Annotated in this window: 19 protein-coding genes and 1 pseudogene; 16 read left to right on the top strand and 4 right to left on the bottom strand. The window is 63.3% G+C overall.

Annotated elements, in window-relative coordinates; translation table 11 throughout:
* Positions 1-31: 31 nt before the first annotated feature.
* The 4 genes from JFU57_RS26580 (at position 32) to JFU57_RS26565 (ending at position 4368) form a co-directional block, all read left to right on the top strand.
* Complete coding sequence (locus tag JFU57_RS26580; protein WP_201131346.1) at positions 32-982, top strand: VOC family protein; 951 nt, start codon at positions 32-34, stop codon at positions 980-982.
* Between the two features lies 1 nt (position 983).
* Complete coding sequence (locus JFU57_RS26575) at positions 984-1868, top strand: fumarylacetoacetate hydrolase family protein (RefSeq protein WP_201131345.1); 885 nt, start codon at positions 984-986, stop codon at positions 1866-1868.
* Between the two features lie 38 nt (positions 1869-1906).
* On the top strand, positions 1907-3493 hold the full coding sequence (locus JFU57_RS26570; protein WP_201131344.1) for an MFS transporter: 1587 nt from the start codon (positions 1907-1909) through the stop codon (positions 3491-3493).
* An 89-nt stretch (positions 3494-3582) separates the two neighbouring features.
* Positions 3583-4368: an IclR family transcriptional regulator gene (locus JFU57_RS26565; RefSeq protein WP_201131343.1), complete on the top strand. Its 786-nt coding sequence runs from the start codon at positions 3583-3585 to the stop codon at positions 4366-4368.
* 9 nt (positions 4369-4377) lie between these two features.
* On the opposite strand, the gene JFU57_RS26560 is transcribed toward JFU57_RS26565, so the two are convergent.
* Positions 4378-5568 (bottom strand): thiolase family protein, encoded by a 1191-nt coding sequence (locus JFU57_RS26560; RefSeq protein WP_201131342.1) that lies wholly within the window; start codon positions 5566-5568, stop codon positions 4378-4380.
* Positions 5568-5966 (bottom strand): Zn-ribbon domain-containing OB-fold protein, encoded by a 399-nt coding sequence (locus JFU57_RS26555; protein WP_201131341.1) that lies wholly within the window; start codon positions 5964-5966, stop codon positions 5568-5570. Before JFU57_RS26555 ends, JFU57_RS26560 begins: the two co-directional genes overlap by 1 nt.
* 139 nt (positions 5967-6105) lie before the next feature.
* Between JFU57_RS26555 and JFU57_RS26550 the strand changes: the two genes are divergently transcribed.
* From JFU57_RS26550 to JFU57_RS26535, 4 genes are all read left to right on the top strand, one after another.
* Positions 6106-6807 carry an SDR family NAD(P)-dependent oxidoreductase gene (locus JFU57_RS26550; protein ID WP_201131340.1) on the top strand — a complete coding sequence of 234 codons (702 nt, stop codon included), beginning with the start codon at positions 6106-6108 and terminating at the stop codon, positions 6805-6807.
* Positions 6804-7805, top strand: coding sequence for a fumarylacetoacetate hydrolase family protein (locus JFU57_RS26545; protein ID WP_201131339.1), 1002 nt, complete (start codon positions 6804-6806; stop codon positions 7803-7805). The genes JFU57_RS26550 and JFU57_RS26545 overlap by 4 nt, the downstream gene beginning before the upstream one ends.
* Positions 7806-7928: 123 nt before the next feature.
* Complete coding sequence (locus JFU57_RS26540) at positions 7929-9329, top strand: aromatic ring-hydroxylating dioxygenase subunit alpha (protein WP_043229003.1); 1401 nt, start codon at positions 7929-7931, stop codon at positions 9327-9329.
* Between the two features lie 95 nt (positions 9330-9424).
* Entirely contained in the window at positions 9425-10000 is a 576-nt protein-coding gene (locus tag JFU57_RS26535) for an aromatic-ring-hydroxylating dioxygenase subunit beta (RefSeq protein ID WP_020296363.1), read from the top strand.
* A gap of 174 nt (positions 10001-10174) precedes the next feature.
* Here JFU57_RS26535 and JFU57_RS26530 read toward each other — a convergent pair whose 3' ends face one another.
* Positions 10175-10930 (bottom strand): DUF2889 domain-containing protein, encoded by a 756-nt coding sequence (locus tag JFU57_RS26530; RefSeq protein WP_201131338.1) that lies wholly within the window; start codon positions 10928-10930, stop codon positions 10175-10177.
* 101 nt (positions 10931-11031) lie between these two features.
* Here JFU57_RS26530 and JFU57_RS26525 point away from each other — a divergent pair, with 101 nt between their 5' ends.
* Positions 11032-11832: an SDR family NAD(P)-dependent oxidoreductase gene (locus JFU57_RS26525; RefSeq protein WP_201131337.1), complete on the top strand. Its 801-nt coding sequence runs from the start codon at positions 11032-11034 to the stop codon at positions 11830-11832.
* A gap of 142 nt (positions 11833-11974) precedes the next feature.
* Here the strand turns inward: JFU57_RS26525 and JFU57_RS26520 are convergent, their stop codons facing one another.
* Complete coding sequence (locus tag JFU57_RS26520; protein ID WP_201131336.1) at positions 11975-13606, bottom strand: ATP-dependent acyl-CoA ligase; 1632 nt, start codon at positions 13604-13606, stop codon at positions 11975-11977.
* 183 nt (positions 13607-13789) lie between these two features.
* On the opposite strand from JFU57_RS26520, the gene JFU57_RS26515 reads away from it, so the two are divergent.
* The 7 genes and pseudogenes from JFU57_RS26515 (at position 13790) to JFU57_RS26485 (ending at position 20821) form a co-directional block, all read left to right on the top strand.
* Positions 13790-14530, top strand: coding sequence for a TetR/AcrR family transcriptional regulator (locus JFU57_RS26515; RefSeq protein WP_201131335.1), 741 nt, complete (start codon positions 13790-13792; stop codon positions 14528-14530).
* A 369-nt stretch (positions 14531-14899) separates the two neighbouring features.
* Positions 14900-15962 (top strand): annotated as a pseudogene (locus tag JFU57_RS33525) (amidohydrolase family protein).
* Positions 15962-16813, top strand: a complete 852-nt coding sequence (locus tag JFU57_RS26505; RefSeq protein ID WP_201131334.1) for a fumarylacetoacetate hydrolase family protein — start codon at positions 15962-15964, stop codon at positions 16811-16813. Before JFU57_RS33525 ends, JFU57_RS26505 begins: the two are co-directional and overlap by 1 nt.
* Before the next feature lie 14 nt (positions 16814-16827).
* A complete protein-coding gene (locus JFU57_RS26500) occupies positions 16828-17730 on the top strand; it encodes a 3-hydroxyacyl-CoA dehydrogenase (RefSeq protein WP_201131333.1) in 903 nt (300 codons plus the stop codon).
* Positions 17727-18902 (top strand): thiolase family protein, encoded by a 1176-nt coding sequence (locus JFU57_RS26495; protein WP_201131332.1) that lies wholly within the window; start codon positions 17727-17729, stop codon positions 18900-18902. The genes JFU57_RS26500 and JFU57_RS26495 overlap by 4 nt, the downstream gene beginning before the upstream one ends.
* A gap of 1 nt (position 18903) precedes the next feature.
* Complete coding sequence (locus JFU57_RS26490; protein WP_201131331.1) at positions 18904-19407, top strand: carboxymuconolactone decarboxylase family protein; 504 nt, start codon at positions 18904-18906, stop codon at positions 19405-19407.
* 136 nt (positions 19408-19543) lie between these two features.
* Entirely contained in the window at positions 19544-20821 is a 1278-nt protein-coding gene (locus JFU57_RS26485; protein WP_201131330.1) for a cytochrome P450, read from the top strand.
* Positions 20822-20874: the final 53 nt, after the last annotated feature.

Raw genomic sequence — 20874 nt, 5'->3', positions numbered from 1 at the left:
TTTCATCTCTAACAAGAACAAGGTGAATAACGTGGACATCATTGGTATCGGCTACATGGGTTTTGAAACCCCGCACCTCGATGCATGGCGCGAATACGGCCCGCAGGTGATGGGTTTTGGGATCGGCAAGAACCCCGAGAGCGACCCGCAGTCGCTGTATTTCAGAATCGACGATCGTCGCCATCGTTTCGCTTTCCACCCCGGGCCGGTCGACCGGATTGCCTATATCGGCTGGGAAGCCATAGGGCGCATGGCGTTCGAGGACGGGATCAAGAAGCTGGCCGCGGCCAAGGTCGAGTACACCCGGGGCGATGCCGAGCTCTGCGAAAAACGCGGCGTGCGTGAACTGGTGCGCTTTCGCGATCCCGTGGGTTATCAGCACGAGCTGTTCTATGGCCAGAAGTGGATGCCGCGCTCGTTCCAGCCCGGGCGTCCCCACAGTGGTTTTCTGGCCGATGAGCGGGGCGCGGGGCATGTGGTGCTGATCACCCCCGACTACACGCCGGAACTGGAAGACTTCCTGCTCAATGTCATGGGCTTCAGCTGGTATGGCGCCGGGGCGGGCAAGGGGCGCACCGGGTTCTTCCGCTCCCGGCTCAACCACCACACCAGCCACGACATCGCCTACGGCCACGGCCCGGGCCGCATGGGTGTGCAACATGTCGGGCTGTTCGTGCGCAACGTGCGCGATGTCGGTGAAACCTACGACATCGTGCGTCAGCGTGAACTGCCGATGATGATGACGCTGGGCCAGCACGCCCAGGATCCGCACCTGTCGTTCTACCATTTCAACCCGTCGGGTTTTGCCTTCGAGACCATCGCGGAAATCGAGCCATGGCAAGGCGATCCCTACGAGCTGAATCCTGAAAAACTCAGCCTGTGGGGGCATGAAATGGTGGGGCCGATTCTCGGTCCCAGCGTCAAGACCCCGGAAGAAGTGCTCGACCCCGAGTACCTGGCGACCTACCGGGCCCGGCACTGACATGCGCATCGCGCGGGTCGAGGTCGCCGGCCAGGCGTTCTGGGCATTGCTGGAGGCCGAGACCCACCGCTTGCGGCGGATCAATGCGCCCTTTGCCAGTTGGTCCGGGTTGCCTGCGCAGCGGGCGTTGCAGGCCCTGGAATTGAGTGCCGAACGCTTGCCGCTGTCCGTTGCCCGCCTGCTGCCGCCCCTGGAGCCGGGCGGCCGGGTGTTTGGCGTCGGCCTCAATTACCTGAGCCACCTCAAGCGCCTGGGCAGCGATGCACCGGCGCACCCGCTGGCCTACATCAAGCCCGAGTCGGCACTGGTGGGGGCCAATGACGAGATCAGCTACCCGCCGCTGACCACCCAGCTCGACTACGAGGTGGAACTGGTGGCGGTGGTCGGGCGACCGCTGCTCGATGAACCCAGGGCCAGTGCCTGCCTGCTGGGCTACACGGTGGGCAATGACATCAGCGCGCGGGACGCCGGCAAACAGATCGGGCGCCTGGACCTGTTGACCCAGAAGGCCATGGACTGCACCACGCCTGTCGGGCCCTGGATCGTCACCCCGGACGCGTTGCGCATCACCGGGCAACCGGCGCTGGACATGCGCCTGAGCGTCAACGATGAGTTGCGCCAGCAGGACAACACACGGCAGATGATTTTCCCCCTGGACGAGTTGCTCAACTACCTGGATGCGCGCATCAGCCTGCGCCCCGGAGACCTGGTGTTTACCGGCTCCAGCCATGGCGTAGGCCTGGAAAGCGGGCGCTTCCTGCAGCCCGGGGATCAAGTCGAGGCGCAGATCCAGGGCATTGGCCGCCTGCGCAACACCATCGCCGGGCCGCGCCCCCTCAGCCCATCGCGGGCCATCGGGCGCCTGGGGCAACCGCTGGCGCAATAACTGCCAATATTCCATGAAGCACACGCCGAGGAGTGATGATGAGCGAGGGTTCGGCGTGGGCGCCGTTTCGCAACAAGGCCTTCCGTGGCCTATGGCTGGCGGGGGCGGTGGTCAACCTGGCGATCTGGATGCAGACGGTGGGCGCGGCGTGGATCATGACCACGCTGACCGCGTCGGCGACCATGGTCTCGCTGGTGCAGACCGCCATGACCCTGCCGGTGTTCCTGTTTGCCCTGCCGGGCGGGGTGATTGCCGATCGGGTCGACCGTCGGCGCTGGCTGATCATCACCCAGTGCATGATGCTGTTCGCCGCCATGGTGCTCAGCCTGCTGGCCTACAGCGCGCACCTGGAGGCCTGGGGCCTGCTGGCCTTCACCTTTGTGCTGGGCACCGGCAGCGCCCTGGGTATGTCGGCCTGGATGGTGACCATGATCGGCGTGCTGTCCCGCGACCAGGTGCCGGCGGCGGTGTCCCTCAACGGCATCGCCATCAATGCCACCCGGGCGCTGGGGCCGGCCCTGGCCGGGGCCCTGATCGCTTACTGGAACACCACCTCGGTGTTTCTGGTGATCACCCTGTGCATGCTGGTGGTGATGTTTTTTCTGTTTCGCCTGGCGCCGTCACCGCCGGACGTGGGGTTGCCGCCGGAAACCCTGACCGGCGGCATGCGCAGCGGCCTGCGCTACATCCGCCATTCGGCGGTGTTGTCCAGCGCGCTGAGGCAGGTCCTGGTGTTCACCAGCTGCGCCAGCGCCCTGTGGGCCCTGATGCCCCTGGTGGCCAAGCAGGAGTTGGCCATGGACGCCGGAGGCTACGGCTTGCTGATGGCCTTTCTCGGTGCCGGAGCGGTGCTGACGGCCCTCAACCTGCCGCGCCTGTATCGGGTCCTCAGCCTGCGGCGCCTGGTGGTCTGTGGCGTTGTCGCCTTTATCGCCGCGACCCTGACTGCGGCCCTGGTGCCCAATCGTTATGTGGTCTGCGCCATGATGCTGTTCGCAGGGTTTGGCTGGATGGCGGTCAACGCGACGATTTCCACCGTGGTCCAGACCTACGCCGCCAACTGGGTGCGGGCCCGGGTGGCGTCGGTCTATGTCTTGATCCTGATGGGCGCCATGGCGGCCGGCGGCGCCATATGGGGCGCGGTGGCGCAGTACCTGGGCCTGGGCCAGAGCCTGTTGTTGTCGGCGTTGTGCCTGCTGATCGGTATCGGCCTGACTCGCAACGGCCGTTTTGAACTGGGGCAGGAGGCAGACTTTGCCCAGGTGCGCCCGAGCGACAACCTGCAATGGGCCGATTCAGTGGCCCATGCCGAAGGCCCGGTAGCGGTGGAGATCGTGTACCAGGTGGCGGCGCCCGACCTCGACGGGTTCCTGGTCGCGGTGTATGCCGTGGGCACCGCGCGCCGGCGCAACGGCGCGCAGAACTGGCGTCTGTACCGCGACATGGCCGACCCGTTGTTGTACAGCGAGCGTTTTATCGTCGAGTCGTGGCTTGAGTATTTGCGCCAGCAGGTGCGGGTGACCCAGGCCGACCATGCCCAGGAGCGCCTGATAGAGCGTTTCCGGCGCCAGGACCGGGAAACCCGGCGGCTGATCTACCAGCCGCCCGTGGCACGGAATCGATAAAGCGTGCGGGTTATTCCCAGATAAAACTGTCACGGCGCGATTCATTCTCAGGCTAGAATGCCGGCAACATTAGGTTACCGGAATCGGGCATGGACTCCTCTGAAGTCAACGACAGCAGCAAATCGGCCGGTGCGGTAATCGTCAAGCCGGTCTCCAACGCCATTCGCATCCTGCGCTACCTCAGCCAGGTCGGCACGCCGGAACGCTCGGTGGATATCGCCCGGCAGCTATCGATCAACCCCAGCACCTGCTTCAACATCCTGCGCACCCTGGTGCAGGAGGACGTGGTGGATTTCAGCGCCATGTCCAAGCGCTATTCGGTAGGGCTGGGCCTGACGCGGCTGGTAGAGCAACTGGTAACCCAGGGCCACCGTGTGCAGATGGCCAAACCGCTGTTGCAGAACCTGGCCGCGCGCCTGCGGGTGACCATCACCCTGTGGCGCAAAATGAGCGCGGACCGGATCGTGATCGTCAGCTCCGCCGCGAGCCCCACCGACGTGCGCATCGACATGGCCGAGGGCCAGCGGCTGCCGATCCTGATGGGGGCCAGCGGACGTTTGTTCGCCACCCAGATCGACCTGGACGACCCCCTGGTGCAAAGCAGCTTCGAGACCATCCGCTGGGCCCAGCCGTTATCCCTGGAGCTCTACCGCGAAGAGGTGCGCGCCGCCGCCGAACGCGGCTGGGCCATGGATGATGGGCATTTCTCGGGAGGCATTCTCGCCGTCGCGGCGCCGATCTATTCGCCGTCCAACAGCATCGACTTCACGGTGTCCGCGGTGATGTTCCGTGGCCAGCGCGACGAAGAGGGCCTTGCCGAACTGGGCAAGGCGCTGATCGAGTTCTGCAGCGAAGTGGCCTGCGTCCTCTACTGAGGCGCCAGGTTACTCGCGTACCAGCAGCAGGCTGCCACCCAGCGGCCCGCCACCCGCCGCCACCGTGCTGACACTGTGGTCGCGGGTTTGCCGGCCTTGCGCACGTCCCCAGAGTTGCAGGCAGGCTTCATGCACATAGCCCAGGCCGTGGGTGCGCCCGCCGGACAACTGCCCGCCATTGGTGTTGATCGGCAAGCTGCCGTCCAGGGCGATGCGTGTGCCGCCCTCGACAAATGCGCCGCTGCCCCCGGTGGGGCACAGACCCAGGGCTTCGAGCCAGATCATGGTCAGGATTGAAAAGCCGTCATACAACTGCGCCGAGCCGATGTCCTGCGGGCGGTAGTCGGTGCGTGCCCACATCATCTGGCCGACATCGAAGGCGGCCATGCGGGTGAGGGAGATCTGATCCCATGACCAGGGCTGGTTCAGTGCCGCGCCCATGGCCTCGATCCGGATCGGCCGGTGCGGCAGGTCCTGGGCGATATCGCGCCGTGACAGAACGATCGCGGTGGAGGCGTCGCAATGCACATCGCAGTCGAACATGCGCAGCGGCGAGGAGATCATCCGCGACGCCATGTAGTCGTCCATGCTCATGGGCGTGCGGTACAGCGCCTTGGGGTTGCGCATGGCGTTCTGCCGGCAGGTGAGGGCGATTTGCGCCAACTGCTCGGGCCGGGTGCCGTATTCGTGGAAATGGCGCTGGGCATACAGCGCCATCAGGTTGATGCCCGAGAGCACATTGAACGGGGTAAACCACTGCCAGGCGTAGCTGCTGTCGCGGCCCCGAGTCTTGTTGGTCAGGGCACCCGCCTGTTTGTCGAGGGTGCGGGCCGAGGCCTCGGTGATGGTGCGAAATACCAGCACGTGCTTGCACAGGCCGGCGGCAATCGCCATTGCGCCGTTGATCACCCCGGCCAGCGGCCCCGGGCCTTCATAGCCGCCGCCAAACCAGTTGACGTTGAGTCCCAGGGCGCTCTTCAGGGCGCTGGGGCCGACCGGTGAAAACGGATCGCCGTTGTTGTTGTCGCCCGGCCAGCAGGCCACGCCATCGATGTCGCTGCGCTGCAGGCCGGCGTCGGCAATGGCTTCAAGGCAGGCGTCGAGGGTCAGGCGCATGTCGGAAAGGGAGGACGGGCGGCCGACTTCCGATTGGCCGATGCCGGTGATGGCGACGTCTTTCTCGTAACGATGATCGAACATCACAGATCCCTCTCGAACAGTGGCAGCCAGACATCCTCGACATTGAGGAAGCTGACTCGGACCGACATCCCGATCTGCACCTGGGTCACCGGCAGGCCCACCACGTTGCTGACGAACTGCAAGCCGGGCTGCTCGACCAGCTCGATGATCGCCACCACATAGGGCGCCTCAAGCTCCGGCGTCCATGGCTGGTAATTGATGGTGTAGCTCAGCACCCGACCCTTGCCGGACACCGCCTCGGGGGCGACCTCAAAGCTGGCGCAATGCGGGCAGAGCGGGGCAGGCGGGTGGAAGAAGCGGCTGCAGGCCGCGCAGCGCTGGATCAACAATTTGCCCTGTGCGCCGCCTTGCCAGAAGGCACGGTTGTCGGCGTTGAGTGCGGGAAGTTTTCTAGGCATCGGCGGTCCGCAGGTAAATGTTTGACGTGGAGTCACACGGTATCATTTGTACATATTTTCTAAAAGTGTCATATATTCGCTCCGGAAAAGGCACGAATCGACCGTTCGCGCCGTAAAACAACAACAAGAGGATTTCGCAATGGCCCTGTCATTACTGGACAAGAGAGTGGTGGTCACCGGCGGCTTTGGCGCCCTTGGCTGCGCCCTGGGCAAATTTCTGCTGGCGCGTGGCGCGCGAGTGGCCCTGGTGGATCGCAGCGAGGCCCCGGCGGCCCTGGCCGATACCCGGAACCTGCTGTGCCTGGGCGGCGTCGACCTGACCTCGAGCGAATCGGCCAACGCCGGGTTGCAGCAGATCGCGGCGCAATGGGGCGGTATCGATGGGCTGGTCAATGTCGCCGGCGGTTTCGCCTGGGAAACCATCGAAGGTGGCCATCTGGACACCTGGGATCGCCTGTACCAGATGAACGTGCGGACTGCCGTGGTCAGCTCCCAGGCGGCGCTGGCCCATCTGCTGGCATCGGGCGCCGGGCGTATCGTCAACGTCGGGGCACTGGCGTCGATCAAGGCTGCGACCGGCATGGGCGCCTACGCGGCCTCCAAGGCCGGGGTCGCGCGCCTGACCGAGGCCCTGGCCGAAGAACTGAAAGACCGTGGCGTCACGGTCAACGCGGTATTGCCCAGCATCATCGATACCCCGGCTAACCGCGCCGACATGCCCGACGCCGACAGCAGCCGCTGGGTGACCCCGGATGCGCTGGCGGCGGTGGTGGCGTTTCTGTTATCCGATGAAGCGGCGGCGGTCACCGGTGCCCTGCTGCCTGTGAGTGGCCGCGTATGAGACTGGTGACCTATACCGACGCCGAGGGCGTCGACCGCGCCGGTGCACTGTTGGACCAGGACCTGCAAGTGCTCGACCTGCAGAGCGCCTACCGCGTGCGTGAAGGCCGCGACAGTCAGGCCTTGAGCAGCATCCTGGCCCTGGTCGAGGCCGGTGAGCCGGCGCTGGAGCTGGCCCGCACCCTGGTAGCCCGGGCGCCGGTGGCAGCCCTGGTGGAGCGCGCTACGGTCAAGTTGAGGGCGCCGATCCAGCCGCCGCCGCAGATGCGTGACTGCTCCTGTTTCGAGCTGCACCTGCGCCAGGCTTTCGCCGCTGCCCGGCGCGCCCGGGCGCTGCGCACCGAGGACCCGGAAGCCACCCTGAAAGCCATGAACACCCGTGCCGATGACCGGGTGATCGAGACCTTCAACAAGCAGCCCATCTACTACAAGGGCAACCGCTTTGCGGTGATCGGCATCGATGATGAATTCCAGTGGCCGAGCTTCAGCCGGGCGATGGACTTCGAGCTGGAGTTCGGTTGCTACATCGGCAAGCGCGGCAAGGACATCAGCCGCGATGCGGCCCGGGCGCACATTGTCGGGTACACCATCTTCAACGACATGAGCGCGCGCGACGCCCAGGCCCTGGAGATGCCCGGGATGCTCGGCCCGGCCAAGAGCAAGGATTTCGACACCGCCAACATCATGGGGCCGTGCCTGGTGACCGCCGATGAGCTGGGCGACCCCTACGACCTGAACATGGTCGCCCGGGTCAACGGCGAGGAGTGGGGGCGTGGCAACACCCGGGACATGCGCTGGCGCTTCGAAGACGTGATCGCCCATGTGTCGCGCTCGGAAACCCTGTATCCCGGCGAGTTCCTCGGCTCCGGCACGGTGGGCAACGGCTGTGGCCTGGAGCAGTTGCGCTATCTGCAACCCGGGGACGTGGTCGAGCTGGAAATTGACGGCCTTGGCGTGTTGCGCACCCAGGTTGGCAACAAGGCGTCGGCCGGGAATTAGCGGTAGCGGAGGTCGGGAAGAGTTCACTTACAAATTGCAGGTGAATTCTATGTACACAAATAGATAAAGTGTCTTATATTTCGTTGCGACTTATCGCCGTGACGCCCAGAGTAGGAGGCAAACATGCTAACAAGAACAAGCCCCGTGTTGTCTGATGGAACCAAGGTCTCGGACCTCATCTATCCCTCTAGCCGCGAAGTACAGATGCGCGTGTTGTCCGACCGCGAAATCTACGACCTGGAGATGGAAAAGATCTTCGGCAAGATCTGGGTGCTCCTGGGTCACGAATCGGAAATCCCGAATTCCGGGGACTTCATGGTCCGCGACCTGGGCTCCGATTCGGTCATCGTTGCCCGTGGCAAACAGGGCGAGGTGTTCGTTTCCCTCAATGTCTGCCCGCACCGTGGCATGCGCATCAGCACCGCCGACTGCGGCAACACCCAGATCCACAAGTGCATCTATCACGGCTGGGCCTTCCGTCCGAACGGTGATTTTGTCGGCTCACCGGTCGAGCGCGAGTGCATGCACGGCAAGATGCTGCCCAAGGAAGAACTGGGCCTGAAAAAAGCCCGGGTCACCTTGTATGGCGGGCTGGTGTTCGCCACCTGGAACGTCGATGGGCCGTCGTTCGACGAGTTCCTCGGCGACGCCAAATGGTATTACGACATGCTGTTCTGCCGCTCCGACAAGGGCATGGAAGTGCTCGGTCCGCCGCAGCGCTTTATCGTCAACGCCAACTGGAAAACCGCCGGCGAACAATCGGCGGCCGACGGTTTCCATACCCTGACCCTGCATCGCTGGCTGGGGGAGGTGGGTAACTACGCGAAGAAAGGCGAGGGCGAAACCGCCGACCTCAGCCCGGAAATGATCGGCGTCGAAATCAGCTCCCCTCACGGCCATGCCCTGCGCTGCATCGACCTGGCACGCAAGATCAAGCGCCTGACCGGCCTCGACCCGGCCGAGCTTTCCGTGCAGCAGAAGCTCGAGGCATTGCCCCCTGCCGGGATGACCGCCGACATGGTCGAGCAACTGGCGCGCAACCTGAGTGAAGACCAACTGAAGGTTCTGACCAGCATGCCGCCACAGGTGGGTGGGATGTTCCCGAACATTCTCTTCGGTTTTGTCTACATTCCGCAGCCGGATGGCAGTGTGGTCGGCTCCATGACCCTGCATGCCTATGTGCCGCAAGGGCCGGACAAGCTGGAGTTCGTCAACTGGGTCTTTGCCGAGAAGGATGCCTCGCCGGAGTTGCGGGACAAGATGCTGAAGCAGACCATCCAGCTGTTCGGCACCTCGGGCATGGTCGAGCAGGACGACTCCGACACCTGGCCGCACATGACCCTTGCCGCCAAGGGCGCCATGGGCCGCAAGAGTACGCTCAAATACCAAGCGTGCTTCGAGACCGGCGCGCCGGAAGGCTGGCCTGGGCCGGGCATCGTCAACGAAGGTTTCACCAAGGACGACACCCAGTGGCACTGGTGGCTGTACTGGCACGAACTGATGACGGCGTCGGACGAGGAATAAGCGTCCTCCGGCCCGGCTCGATAGCGGCCGTTGCAGGCCGCCATCCCGGGGAGTGGCATTAACCGCGACAAGAATAAAAAGATAGGGAGTGACTCATGGCTCAGGTTCAACAACGCGGCGTGGAGGATATCCAGCCGGGTTCTCCGGTCGGTACCCAGCGGGTACCGGTGGGTTCGCCGATTTACAACGATGTGCTGACCTTTCTCTACGAGGAGGCGACGCTGCTCGACCAGATCCGCCTTCAGGAGTGGGCCGAGCGCCTGGACACCGACCTGGTGTACACCGTGCCGCTGCGCCAGACGCGCCTGGCGGCCGAGTTGAAAACCACCATCGTGCGCAGCGTCCAGCATTACCACGATGACTACCGCTCGATCATGGGCCGCATTTTGCGCCTGTCCGGCAAAAGCGCCTGGGCTGAAGACCCGCCTTCGCGGACCCGACGCCTGGTGACCAACGTGTTTGTCGAGGAAACCGCCAAGGCCGACGAGTTTGTGGTGACCAGCTACCTGCTGCTGACCCGCAGCCGGTTCAAGGACCATCACGTCGATATCATCAGCGGCGAACGGCGCGATGTGCTGCGTCTGGGCGATGCCGGGTTCAAGCTGGCCCGGCGCGAGGTCATTCTCGACCAGGCCGTGCTGGGCACGCCGAACCTGGCGGTGTTCCTCTAGGGCACGGCGTGCTGTTCAGGGCGCTGAGCAGGCGCCCTTGAACACCCGCGGCAAAGGCCCGTGCCATCCGGTGTGGGGCTTTGTCGCGGGTGTTTTGCGTAGCCGGTTCGGGTTTTGGCCGCTGCCGCTGGAATCCGTGCGGCTGCAGCACCTGGAGTTGCGGTGGCGCCGGGCTCAGGCCATCGGGTCGCGGCTGTGGGCGTGCAGCCAGGCCTGGTCCTGAGCACATAGCTGATGGCCGGTGTCGCTGAAGTCCAGGGTCGAGCCTTGCATGCGCAGTGCCTGCTCGGCGCGCTCGGGTTGCTGGCTGTAGCAATGGCCGGTGCTACTGGCATGGACCTGGGCGTCGAGGTTGAAGACGCGGCCCAGGGAAATCATGGTGCAGCGGCGCAGCAGCAAGGCGGCTTCGGCGGCCTCATCATCGAGGTTGCCCAGTGCCCAGCGGGCCATGCCGTGGCGCAGGTCGACGCCGGTGAAGGGCGGCGGCCCTTCGATCAGTGTGCCGTTGACCTCCCAGGCCAGGGTTTCACGCTGGTCACGGAGCAGAATGGCCCGGGTGCGATGGTTGATGCGGCGTCCCACCTCGATCTCATAGCAGCGCTGGCGGGTGTCCCGAGCGGCGCCGGCAAGGGCCAGCCCGGCGAGGTCCAGCAGGTGCGTGCATTGATGGCTGGCGTCGGTCTGGCGGGTGACGGAATGCGCGACGCGATCCAGCCGCATGCCCAGCAACTGCTGGAGTTGATTGCCGGCCTGCGGGCACAACGAGTAGGGGTAGCGCAGGGCTTCGCCGCCAAGGGCCGTGACTTCGCCCGCACGATGCCGGGCCCATACCCGGAAGTGATGGAAGTCATCTTCCAGGGCGGCGCGAACTTCCCCCATGCCATGGGCGCAATGGGCAATGATCTCCACGCGGCGGCGAAATACAGTCATCCTCAATATCCTTGTTCCACTGCTGTTCGGGCTGACGAAATCAGTTATATTTGAACACTATAACCAATTATGTTCACTAAAAAACAAGAAATGGAGTGGCTATGGCACTGCTAACAGAACAGGTTGCGCTGATCACCGGTGCGGGTGGCGGCATTGGTCGCGGCATCGCCCTGAACTTCGCCAGGGAAGGAGCTGCCGTGGTGGTTGCCGAGCTGGACGTCGCCAGCGGAGAGGCCGTGGTCGCCGAGCTCAAGGCATTGGGCGCCAAGGCGGTCTTTATCAAGACCGATGTCTGCAGCAAGGTTGATATCGAGGCGGCCGTGCAGCTGGCGGTGGATGAGTTCGGTGGCCTGGATATCCTGATCAACAACGCCTTTGCTCCGACCCCCAATGTGCTTCTGGAAGACAAGACTGATGCCATGCTCGAACAGACCCTCAACTCCACCGTCTGGGCGGCCTGGTGGGCAATGAAAGCCGCGTTGCCCCATATGAAGGCGCGGGGCGGCGGCAAGATCGTCAACTTCTATTCCATCGACGTCGAGATCGGTGCCTGGCTGCATGGCGACTACAACACGGCGAAATCGGCGATTGTCGGCCTGACCCGCAGCGCCGCTTCCGAGTGGGGGCGCTTCAATGTTCGGGTCAACGCCATCGCCCCCACGGCGATGGGGGCCACCTTCCATAAACTGGCGGCGCAAAACTCCGGGTTTGCCGAGATGTCGGCGTCCATGCGGCCCCTGGGTCGGTGTGGTGAACCCGAAGCCGATATCGGCCCGGCGGTGGTGTTCCTTGCATCGGAGATGTCGCGTTTTATCACCGGCGAAACCATCCACGTCGACGGCGGCCTGCACCTGCCCGGGTACAACTCCCGGCCCAAGGACATTGCGTTTCGGGAGTACTGACCGCGTCCGTTAAAACGAGCGCAAGCCACGCCTGATACCGGGCAGGCAAAAAAAACGCCATTGGCCGGCAGCGTCAATGGCGTTTTGCATGGCTTGGCGCCTGCCGGGCCGTACGGGGCGGCCCGGCCGGTATGGCCTGAGGTCAGCTCTTGGAGACCACGATCGAGGTGGTTTCCAGGTCCCAGGTGGACACGGTCTTGCCTTCGTCCCGCAGCAGGTACTTCAGCACCCGGCCCTGGGGATTTTTCGGCAGGCTGTGACGAAACTCGATGTAGCGCGGCAGGGCGTAGTAGGGCACCGAATCGGTGGCCCACTGGAACAGCTCTTCCGGTTGCAGAGTGGCGCCCTCATGCAGCACCGCCGTGACTTTCACATCGTCTTCACCCTTGTCCGAGGGCACGGCGTGTACCGCCACTTCAGCCAGGGCCGGGTGGACGGCGAAGGCGGCTTCCATCTCGAAGCTGGAAATGTTCTCGCCACGGCGCCGCAGGTAATCCTTCTTGCGGTCGACGAAATAGAAGAAGCCATCGTCGTCGAACTTGCCGATGTCACCACTGTGGAACCACATGTTGCGCATCAGCTTCTGGGTGTCTTCCGGGCGGCGCCAGTAGCCCTGGAACATGATGTCCGGGCGCAGCGGACGCACCACGATTTCCCCGGCGCAGTTGGCGGGCAGCTCCTGGTCGAGGTCGTCGACGATGCGTACGTCGAAGTCCGGGATGCGTTTTCCCGAGGAACCGGGGGCGGCGTATTCACCGGCAGCCAGCGAGGTGATCACGCAGGCTTCGGTCAGGCCATAGCCATTGCCGCCCACCAGCGGGGTGCCGAAGCGCTCGCGCCAGATTTTTTTGGTCTCTTCGGTATAGGGGTTGCCGCGTGCAGTGTGGATCTGGCCGACGCAGCGCAACATTGCCGGGTTGTCCGGGGCGTGGGCCAGCAGTCCGCCCATGCCGCCCAGGATCGAGGCGATGGTGGCGCCCGAGCGCTCCACTTCCTGCCAGAAGTTCGACACCGAGAAGCGCGGCAGGATGGCGGCCCGTGCGCCCACCAGGATGCTGGCGATGATCGACACGCACAGCGCATTCATATGGAACAGCGGCAGCGGGGTGATGGTGATGTCGTCGGCGCTGGCCGGCCCGGCGCGCAATTGCAGGCGTGCCAGGTTGCACATGAAGTTGTAGCTGATCATGCAGCCCTTGGATGGGCCGGTTGTGCCGGAGGTGTAGATCAGGCAGGCGAGGTCGGATGGCTGTGGCTTGGTGGCCAGGGGCGTGGCGTCATGGCCGCGGAACTGATCCAGGGGGGCAATGCGGATCCGGCATTCGGCAACGGTGTCGAGTGTGCCGCGGTGCAGAATGTGCCGGACCTCCGGCAGCTGTTCCGCCAGCGGTGTCACCCGGGCCAGGTAGGCCGCTTCGCAAATCACCAGCGAGGTGCCGGTATCGGCAATCTGATGCCGCAGGAACTCGCCCTTGAGTGCGGTGTTGATCGGCACGCTCACGGCGCAGAGCTTGTTGATGGCCAGCCAGGTGGTGACTGCGTCGATGTTGTTGTCGAGCATCGTCAGCACGGTTTCACCGGCCTTGACGCCCAGGGTAGCCAGCGAGTTGGCCATCTTGGTTGAAAGTAAGTCAACCTCTGAATATGTGTATAACTCACCGCTGAAATCCAGCAGGATTTTGTCTGGATGCCTTGCTACCGCACGATCTAACGCTTCGATGACAGTGTCTCGTTCTCCCACTGCCCAGGTCTCAGGATTTCCAGTACTACCCATGAATTTTCTCCGTTTAGGCACCCACGGCTGTTGGGTTGCCTGATTTTATTTTAAAGAGAGAATTGGATTCTAAATACAAACTCCTGAAATGTCTTTAGCAATAAGTTGAACATATAGTGATATTTATGCACAGATCCTGTGCTAATGTTGGCCCATCTTTACTCTCCATGAGCCTGCCCATCCATGCCAAAACCTGCATCCTCGAAAGCGGAAATGCCTACTTCGACGCCCAAGGCGAGCAAGGCAAAAAAAGTCGCAGCCCCTGACGCAGCCCTTACTGCGGTCAAGCCGGTTGAACGGCGCGTCGGCGCCAAGGCCGTGGCAGGCGCCAAGGTCAAGCCGAACCGGCGCTCCGAAGAAACCATCGCCAATATCCTCAAGGCCACGGAAGAAGTGGTGCTGATGTCCGGCGCAGACCGCATTTCGATTCTGGACGTGTGCCAGGTGGCGGGGGTGTCCCGCGGGACCTTCTACCGCTACTTCTCCTCCCAGGAGGACCTGTTGGACACCTTTTCGCGGCATAAGCGTGAAAGTTTCCACAGTTCGCTGTCCCAGGAGCTGGGTCCCATCAGCGACCCCGAGGCGCGCCTCAATGCGCTGTTCGCCTACCTAGACAACTACCTTGAACAAAGCCGTGCGCGGCGCCTGCTGGTGGTCGCGCCGGATTACGCCCTGGGCTTTTTCCGGCGGATTTTCCACGATTCGATCGTGCGTTTTCAGGACGGCCTGGGCATCGTGTTCGACGATTGGGACGAGCGCCTCGGGGTGCGCCTCGATCGCGAACTGATCTGCGAAATGATCATTCGCTACGTATTGAGTGAAATCCTGGTGCCGGAAGCGGCGGGTCGCCGATTGTTCCCGGTGCGGGTCAAGAAGCTGCTGGGCGCCTTGATCATGGGCTCCACTTCACGCACCCGTCGCTGATCGTCGCCTGCGCAACATCTCCCTCGCAGCAATTTCCCTTCGTAACCTACAGAACCCCCGGAAAACGGGGGTTCTGCGTTTTCGGCTGGGCGTTTCCAATGCCCGCGCGCTGAGGGTTTTTCCCGATCCGGCACTGCTTTTGAAACGTTCAATGGCTTTTTCGACAAGCGCTGATGGCTCTGTTTCGGGCCTTTTGCCGTTGATTGAAAATAATATGAACAGTTTTTTGATTTCTGATCAGATTAAACTTAAGCTCTGGACTTAGCAGCGAGCCGTTCGGCTTTCCCTTCACGGTCTGGATTGACCCCCGGCAGGTGAAGGAACCGCGCTAACCACCAACAAAAAGTGCCAACTTCGAGGTACCTGCACATGCTTATCGATCTCCATGCTCACGCTCCCCATCCGGGCTACTACGACCAGCACCCGCACTGGGGGCCTTTCTTCGAGCAGCACGCCGACGGTGATATCAAGCTGCGCGTGGGCGACTGGATCCTGGGTCTCGGATCACCTGAGCGCAAGGCGGCCGTACGTTCCGGAAACGGACCCAAGCTCGAGGAATATTTCGCGCGCTGGGCCGACCCGAAAGTGCGCTTGGCGGGCATGGATAAGGCAGGGCAGAACCTGCAAGTAGTGTCAGTTCCTTCCCACTGCTACATGTACTGGACTGAGGCCGAGTTCGCGGTGCCGTTCGCCCGCACCGTCAACCGCACCCTGGCCGAATACTGCTCCGCGGCCCCGGATCGCCTGATGTTCTGGGCCCATTGCCCGTTGAATGTGCCGCAGGCTGCGGCCGCCGAACTGCGCTACGCCTGTACCGAGCTCGGGGCCAAGGGCCTGGTGGCGGGGGCGCCAATTTTGGGGGCTGGAGTTCGATTCGCCGGAACTCGATGTCGTCTGGAAAACCCTCTGCGATCTTGACCTGCCGATGTTTATCCATGGCTATAACCAGTCGGTGACCTGGGGCAAGAACGCCAACAGCGACCGCTACGAAACCACCGCCATCGTCGGCATGCAGTACGACGAAAGCCGCTGCTTCTGGAACCTGATCTGTGGCGGCGTGCTGGACCGTTTCCCCGACCTCAAGGTGTACATCACTCACGGCGGCGGCTACGTGCCTTATCAACTGGGTCGCCTGGCCAAGACCAACGAAAACCTGGACGTCAAATACAACAAGAAGCCGCTGCTCGAATACATGAAGAACTTCTATTTCGACGTCGAGCTGCACGAAGTGCCGATGCGCCAGGCCCTGGTCGACATCATCGGTGCCGACCATGTGCTGTACGGCAGCAACTTCGGCGGCAGCGATGCCGTACGCCACGACCTGACCGATGGCCTGAAGTTGTCCGACTCCGACTTGCGCAAGATCCGTTATGAAAACGCCTGCCGCCTGCTGCACCTGGATCCGGCCAAGCTGGGCAAGGTAGGTGCCTGATGAAACTGGCACGTTGTGAGTATTTTGCGACGGGTGTGTTCTGGGCCGTGGTGGATGTTGCGCAAGATCAGGTGACGCCCATATCCGGCGAATTCAAGGATTGGGCGCCCGCGGTGGCGGCCGGGCGCGGCATCAGCTCGGTACGGATTGCCGGGCCATCGCTGCCGCTGTCGAAAGTGCGCCTGCTGCCGCCGATCGAGCCGGTGAATCGGGTGGTGGTGGCCGGTGCCAACTATGCCAAGCACCTGGTGGAGTTCGGCTTGAGTGCGCCGGCCCAGCCGGTGGCCTTCCTCAAGGCGTATGGCGCGCTGATTGGTGCCAACGACCCGATCCGCTTTCCGCCGCTGACCCAGGAGCTGGATCACGAAGTCGAGCTGGTGGCGGTGATTGGCAGCGACGAGATCGACCTGGAGAACCCCCTGGCCTGTGTGCTCGGCTACACCGTGGGTAATGACGTCAGCGCCCGCGACCTGCAGCGTAGCGGGGCGCCGGGTATCGGCATGGATTTGTTCGCGGCCAAGAGCCAGGACCGGACCACCGGCCTCGGACCCTGGATCGTGACCAAGGATGAGTTTGCCGAGGGCTCGCCGACGTTGCGCCTGACCTTGAAAGTGAATGGCGAAGTACGTCAGGACGGTTCCACCGCAGAAATGACCTGGGACGTCGGCCAGTTGATCCGCTTCGTGCAGCAGCGCTCCAGTTTTGCTGCGGGCGATGTGCTGTTCACCGGCTCTCCCTCGGGTGTCGGCATGGGCACCGGGCTGTTCCTCAAGGAGGGCGATGTGGTCGAAGCCAGCGTCGAGGGCATCGGCACGCTGCGCAATGTGGTCGGTAAAAAGAACTGCGTCTAAATCGAGAGCCAAACATGAACGCCAATAAACAAAAAGTAGTGGTCGTCGGTGCCGGTTTGATGGGGACCGGTATTGCCCATGCGTTCGCCAGCTCCGGGTTCAGTACGTTGCTGGTCGACACCAATGCCGCCTCATTGACCCAAGCCCGGGCCAGTATCGAAAAAATCCTGGCCGACGGCGTGCGCCTGGGCAAGGTCAGTGAAGAGCAGGCCCGGGATTCCCTGGGCAACCTGCTGACCTGTGGTGACTTGAGTGAAGCCGCCAGCGGTGCCCACTGGCTGGTGGAAACCGTTTCCGAACAACTGGCGGTGAAGAAGGCGGTGATCAGCCAGGCCGCGCCACTGCTGGCGCCGGGTGCGATTATCGCTACCAACACTTCGGCCCTCAGCGTGACCGAGATTGCCGCGGCGGTCGACGCGGCGGACCGAGTGATCGGGATGCACTTCTTCAACCCGGTGCACAAGATGAAGTTGGTGGAGCTGGTCCGTGGCCTGGCCACCAGCGACGAGGTGGTGGCACTGACCCGCACCCTGTGCGAGCAGATCGGCAAGACTTCGATCATCGTCAATGAGTCGCCAGGGCTGACCACCAGCCGCATGTCTGCGCTCCTGGGCAATGAAGCGATGTGGATGCTGCAGGAAGGCACCGCCACCGCCGAAGACATCGACACCGCCCTGCGCCTGGGCTTCAACCATCCGATGGGGCCGCTGGAACTGGGCGACCTGACTGGCTGGGACACGCGTCTTTCGGTGTTGCGCTACCTGCACCAGACCCTGGGCGAGAAGTTTCGCCCCTGTCCGCTGATCATCAAGATGGTTGCCGCCGGGCGTCTCGGGCGCAAGACCGGGCACGGCGTGTACCGCTATGAGGAGGGCAGGCAGGTCCCGGGCTCGGGGCTCAAGGCGAGTGCGCTATGAAAGACATCGTCATTGTTGATGCCTTGCGCACGCCCATCGGCAAGTTCCGTGGCAGCCTGTCCGGGGTGCGCGCCGACCACCTCGGGGCGCTGGTGATCAGTCGCCTGCTGGAGCGGGTGGATGTATCGCCGGCCCTGGTCGAGGACGTGATCTTTGGCTGTGTCACGCAGATTGGCGAGCAATCGGCCAACATTGCCCGCACCGCATTGCTCGGTGCCGGCTGGCCGGTGACCATTCCCGGGCTGACCATCGACCGCAAGTGCGGTTCGGGCGAGGTCGCGGTGCACCTGGCGGTCGGCGCGATTGCTGCCGGCGCCGCCGATGTGGTGGTGGCCGGTGGCGCGGAGAGCATGAGCCGGGTGCCCATGGGCAGCAATCGCGAGATTCATGGCGAGGCGTTCGGCTGGATGGCCGCGCAGCGCTATGAATTGACCAGCCAGGGCGAGGCCGCCGAGCGCATTGTCGATCGTTGGTCACTGAGTCGCGATGCCCTGGATGACTTCGCCTTCGCCAGTCACCAACGCGCGGCGGCAGCAGCCGATGCGGGTTATTTCGATAATGAAATCGTGCCGGTGGCGGTGGAGGCGCTGCGGGAAAAAAACCTGACTGAGCCTGGCGTGGTGTTGCGCGGCGATGAAACCATTCGCCGCGATACCTCGCGGGAAAAACTGTCGACGCTCAAGACCAGTTTCCGTCCGGATAACGGGCGCATTACCGCAGGTAACTCGTCACAGATCTCCGATGGGGCGGCGGCGCTGCTGCTGATGAGCGCCGACACCGCGAAACGGCTCGGCTGCAAGGCGCGGGCGCGGATCGTGGCCTTTACCACTGTGGGCTCCGACCCGACGCTGATGCTCACCGGGCCCATGGCTGCCACGCGCAAGGTCCTGGCCAAGGCGGGGTTGAGCCTGAATGACATCGACCTGTTTGAAGTCAACGAGGCGTTCGCCTGCGTACCGCTGGCCTGGATGCAGGAAACCGGCGTGCCCCACGACAAGCTCAACGTCAATGGCGGTGCGATTGCCCTGGGGCATCCCCTGGGCGCCAGTGGCGCCCGGCTGATGACCAGCCTGCTCAACGAGCTTGAGCGGCGCGGGGCACGTTATGGCTTGCAAGCCATTTGCTGTGCCGGCGGCATGGGCACGGCGACCCTCATCGAACGGCTCGATTGAAGTGGCGCGCTTGCCACTGATTGCCCTGCAAGCCCTAACGCCCGCGTTGCAGGACGCGGTCGAGCAGGGCCGTCGCAGTCGCATGCTCAGTTCCACCACGCCGGTGCAGGTCTGGGCCCATCGGCCCCGGGCTGCGCTGGCCTGGCTCGCGCTGATGGATGTGTTGCACAACGACAGCCTGCTGGATGAGCGCCTGCGGGAGCTGGTGCGCCTGAAAATCGCCAGCATCACCACGTGCCAGGCCTGTCAGGTGGCGCGCAAGTCCGACCGGGTCACCGAGCAGGACCTTGCCTGCCTGGCCACGGACAGCGAGCACTTCACGGCGGCCGAACGCGCGGCGCTCACTTATGCCGAGCTGTTTGCCGGCGATTACCTGGCCATTGGCGATGAACACTTCGCCCGTCTCGGGGAGTTTTTCTCCACCGAGCAGGTGGTGGAGCTCGGGCTGTACTGCGCGCTGATGCTGGCGGGTGGGCGCATGACCCTGGTGCAGCAGGCTTACTGAGGCTAATCAAGCTCTATAGCTAATCGTTTTATTAAAAAGTGTTCAGTTATCTGGCTAAAGGCCTACTATTAGCCGCAAACCTCAGGGTTTCTGTAGGTCGAATAAAAAAATAATGACAATAATCACGGAGACGATCATGTCCACACCGGCACAGAGCGACCTGGCCAAGGTATTTACCGACGTGGCCAGCAATTATCGCGGCACCAGCGATATTGACCTGCACGCAACCTACCGCGAGATGCGCGCCCATTCACCGGTGCTGCAAGACAATTTCATGGCCCGCCTGGGTGTGCCGTCGATTGCCGGCCTGGACGCGAACCGACCGACCTTCACCCTGTTCAAATACGATGACGTCATGGCTGTGATGCGTGATGCCGGCACCTTCACCAGCGGCTTTATCGCCGAGGGCCTGGGGTCGTTTTTCGATGGCCTGATCCTGACCGCGATGGACGGTGACGCCCACAAGAACATCCGCAACCTGCTGCAACCGATATTCATGCCGGAGACGGTCAACCGCTGGAAGGAAACCAAGATCGACCGGGTGATCCGCGAGGAATACCTGAAGCCGATGCTGGCCAGCAAGGGCGCGGACCTGATGGATTTCGCGCTGTATTTTCCGATCCGGGTCATTTACTCGCTGATCGGCTTTCCCGAAGACCGCCCCGAGCAGATCGAGCAGTACGCCGCCTGGGCCCTGGCGATTCTGGCCGGACCCCAGGTCGACCCGGAAAAGGCCGCCGCCGCCCGTGGTGCGGCAATGCACGCCGCCCAAGCCTTGTATGACGTGGTCAAGGACGTGGTGGCCGAGCGTCGGGCGGCCGGCGCCGGCGGCGACGACCTGATCAGCCGGCTGATTGGCGCCGAGTACCAGGGACGCTCCCTGGACGACCATGAGATCGCCACCTTTGTCCGTTCCCTGTTGCCGGCTGCCAGTGAAACCACGACCCGCACCTTTGGCACCCTGATGTCGCTGCTGTTGCAGAACCCGCAGGTGCTGGAGCGGGTGCGCAACGACCGCAGCCTGGTGGGCAAGGCCATCGACGAGGCCGTGCGCTTCGAGCCGGTGGCCACCTTCAAGGTGCGCCAGGCCGCCAAAGACCTGGAGATTCGCGGCGTGCCGATTCCCAAGGGGGCGATGGTGCAGTGCATCGTCACATCGGCCAACCGCGATGAGGAGGCGTTCGAGAATGCCGACACCTTCGACATCGATCGCAAGGCCAAACCCTCGTTCGGTTTCGGTTTCGGGCCGCACATGTGCATCGGCCAGTTTGTGGCCAAGACCGAGATCAACTGCGCACTGAATGCGATTCTCGACCTGATGCCCAACATCCGCCTCGACCCGAGCAAGCCCGGACCGCAGATCGTCGGCGCGCAGCTGCGTGGCCCGCATTACCTGCACGTGCTCTGGGACTGAACCCCGCGCGCTCGACTTCCACCTGGTTCGGCTGCGACGGGCGCCAGCCCCTG

This window comes from Pseudomonas sp. TH07, assembly GCF_016651285.1.
Taxonomy (GTDB): Bacteria; Pseudomonadota; Gammaproteobacteria; order Pseudomonadales; family Pseudomonadaceae; genus Aquipseudomonas.
This window is presented reverse-complemented; position numbering and strand designations above follow the sequence as displayed.

Excerpts from the sequence above, each read along its gene's own strand:
- JFU57_RS26575 (WP_201131345.1), top strand. The coding sequence starts at position 984 with ATGCGCATCGCGCGGGTCGAGGTCGCCGGCCAGGCGTTCTGGGCATTG.
- JFU57_RS26570 (WP_201131344.1), top strand. The coding sequence starts at position 1,907 with ATGAGCGAGGGTTCGGCGTGGGCGCCGTTTCGCAACAAGGCCTTCCGT.
- JFU57_RS26565 (WP_201131343.1), top strand. The coding sequence starts at position 3,583 with ATGGACTCCTCTGAAGTCAACGACAGCAGCAAATCGGCCGGTGCGGTA.
- JFU57_RS26560 (WP_201131342.1), bottom strand. The coding sequence starts at position 5,568 with ATGTTCGATCATCGTTACGAGAAAGACGTCGCCATCACCGGCATCGGC.
- JFU57_RS26555 (WP_201131341.1), bottom strand. The coding sequence starts at position 5,966 with ATGCCTAGAAAACTTCCCGCACTCAACGCCGACAACCGTGCCTTCTGG.
- JFU57_RS26550 (WP_201131340.1), top strand. The coding sequence starts at position 6,106 with ATGGCCCTGTCATTACTGGACAAGAGAGTGGTGGTCACCGGCGGCTTT.
- JFU57_RS26545 (WP_201131339.1), top strand. The coding sequence starts at position 6,804 with ATGAGACTGGTGACCTATACCGACGCCGAGGGCGTCGACCGCGCCGGT.
- JFU57_RS26540 (WP_043229003.1), top strand. The coding sequence starts at position 7,929 with ATGCTAACAAGAACAAGCCCCGTGTTGTCTGATGGAACCAAGGTCTCG.
- JFU57_RS26535 (WP_020296363.1), top strand. The coding sequence starts at position 9,425 with ATGGCTCAGGTTCAACAACGCGGCGTGGAGGATATCCAGCCGGGTTCT.
- JFU57_RS26530 (WP_201131338.1), bottom strand. The coding sequence starts at position 10,930 with ATGACTGTATTTCGCCGCCGCGTGGAGATCATTGCCCATTGCGCCCAT.
- JFU57_RS26525 (WP_201131337.1), top strand. The coding sequence starts at position 11,032 with ATGGCACTGCTAACAGAACAGGTTGCGCTGATCACCGGTGCGGGTGGC.
- JFU57_RS26520 (WP_201131336.1), bottom strand. The coding sequence starts at position 13,606 with ATGGGTAGTACTGGAAATCCTGAGACCTGGGCAGTGGGAGAACGAGAC.
- JFU57_RS26515 (WP_201131335.1), top strand. The coding sequence starts at position 13,790 with ATGCCAAAACCTGCATCCTCGAAAGCGGAAATGCCTACTTCGACGCCC.
- JFU57_RS26505 (WP_201131334.1), top strand. The coding sequence starts at position 15,962 with ATGAAACTGGCACGTTGTGAGTATTTTGCGACGGGTGTGTTCTGGGCC.
- JFU57_RS26500 (WP_201131333.1), top strand. The coding sequence starts at position 16,828 with ATGAACGCCAATAAACAAAAAGTAGTGGTCGTCGGTGCCGGTTTGATG.
- JFU57_RS26495 (WP_201131332.1), top strand. The coding sequence starts at position 17,727 with ATGAAAGACATCGTCATTGTTGATGCCTTGCGCACGCCCATCGGCAAG.
- JFU57_RS26485 (WP_201131330.1), top strand. The coding sequence starts at position 19,544 with ATGTCCACACCGGCACAGAGCGACCTGGCCAAGGTATTTACCGACGTG.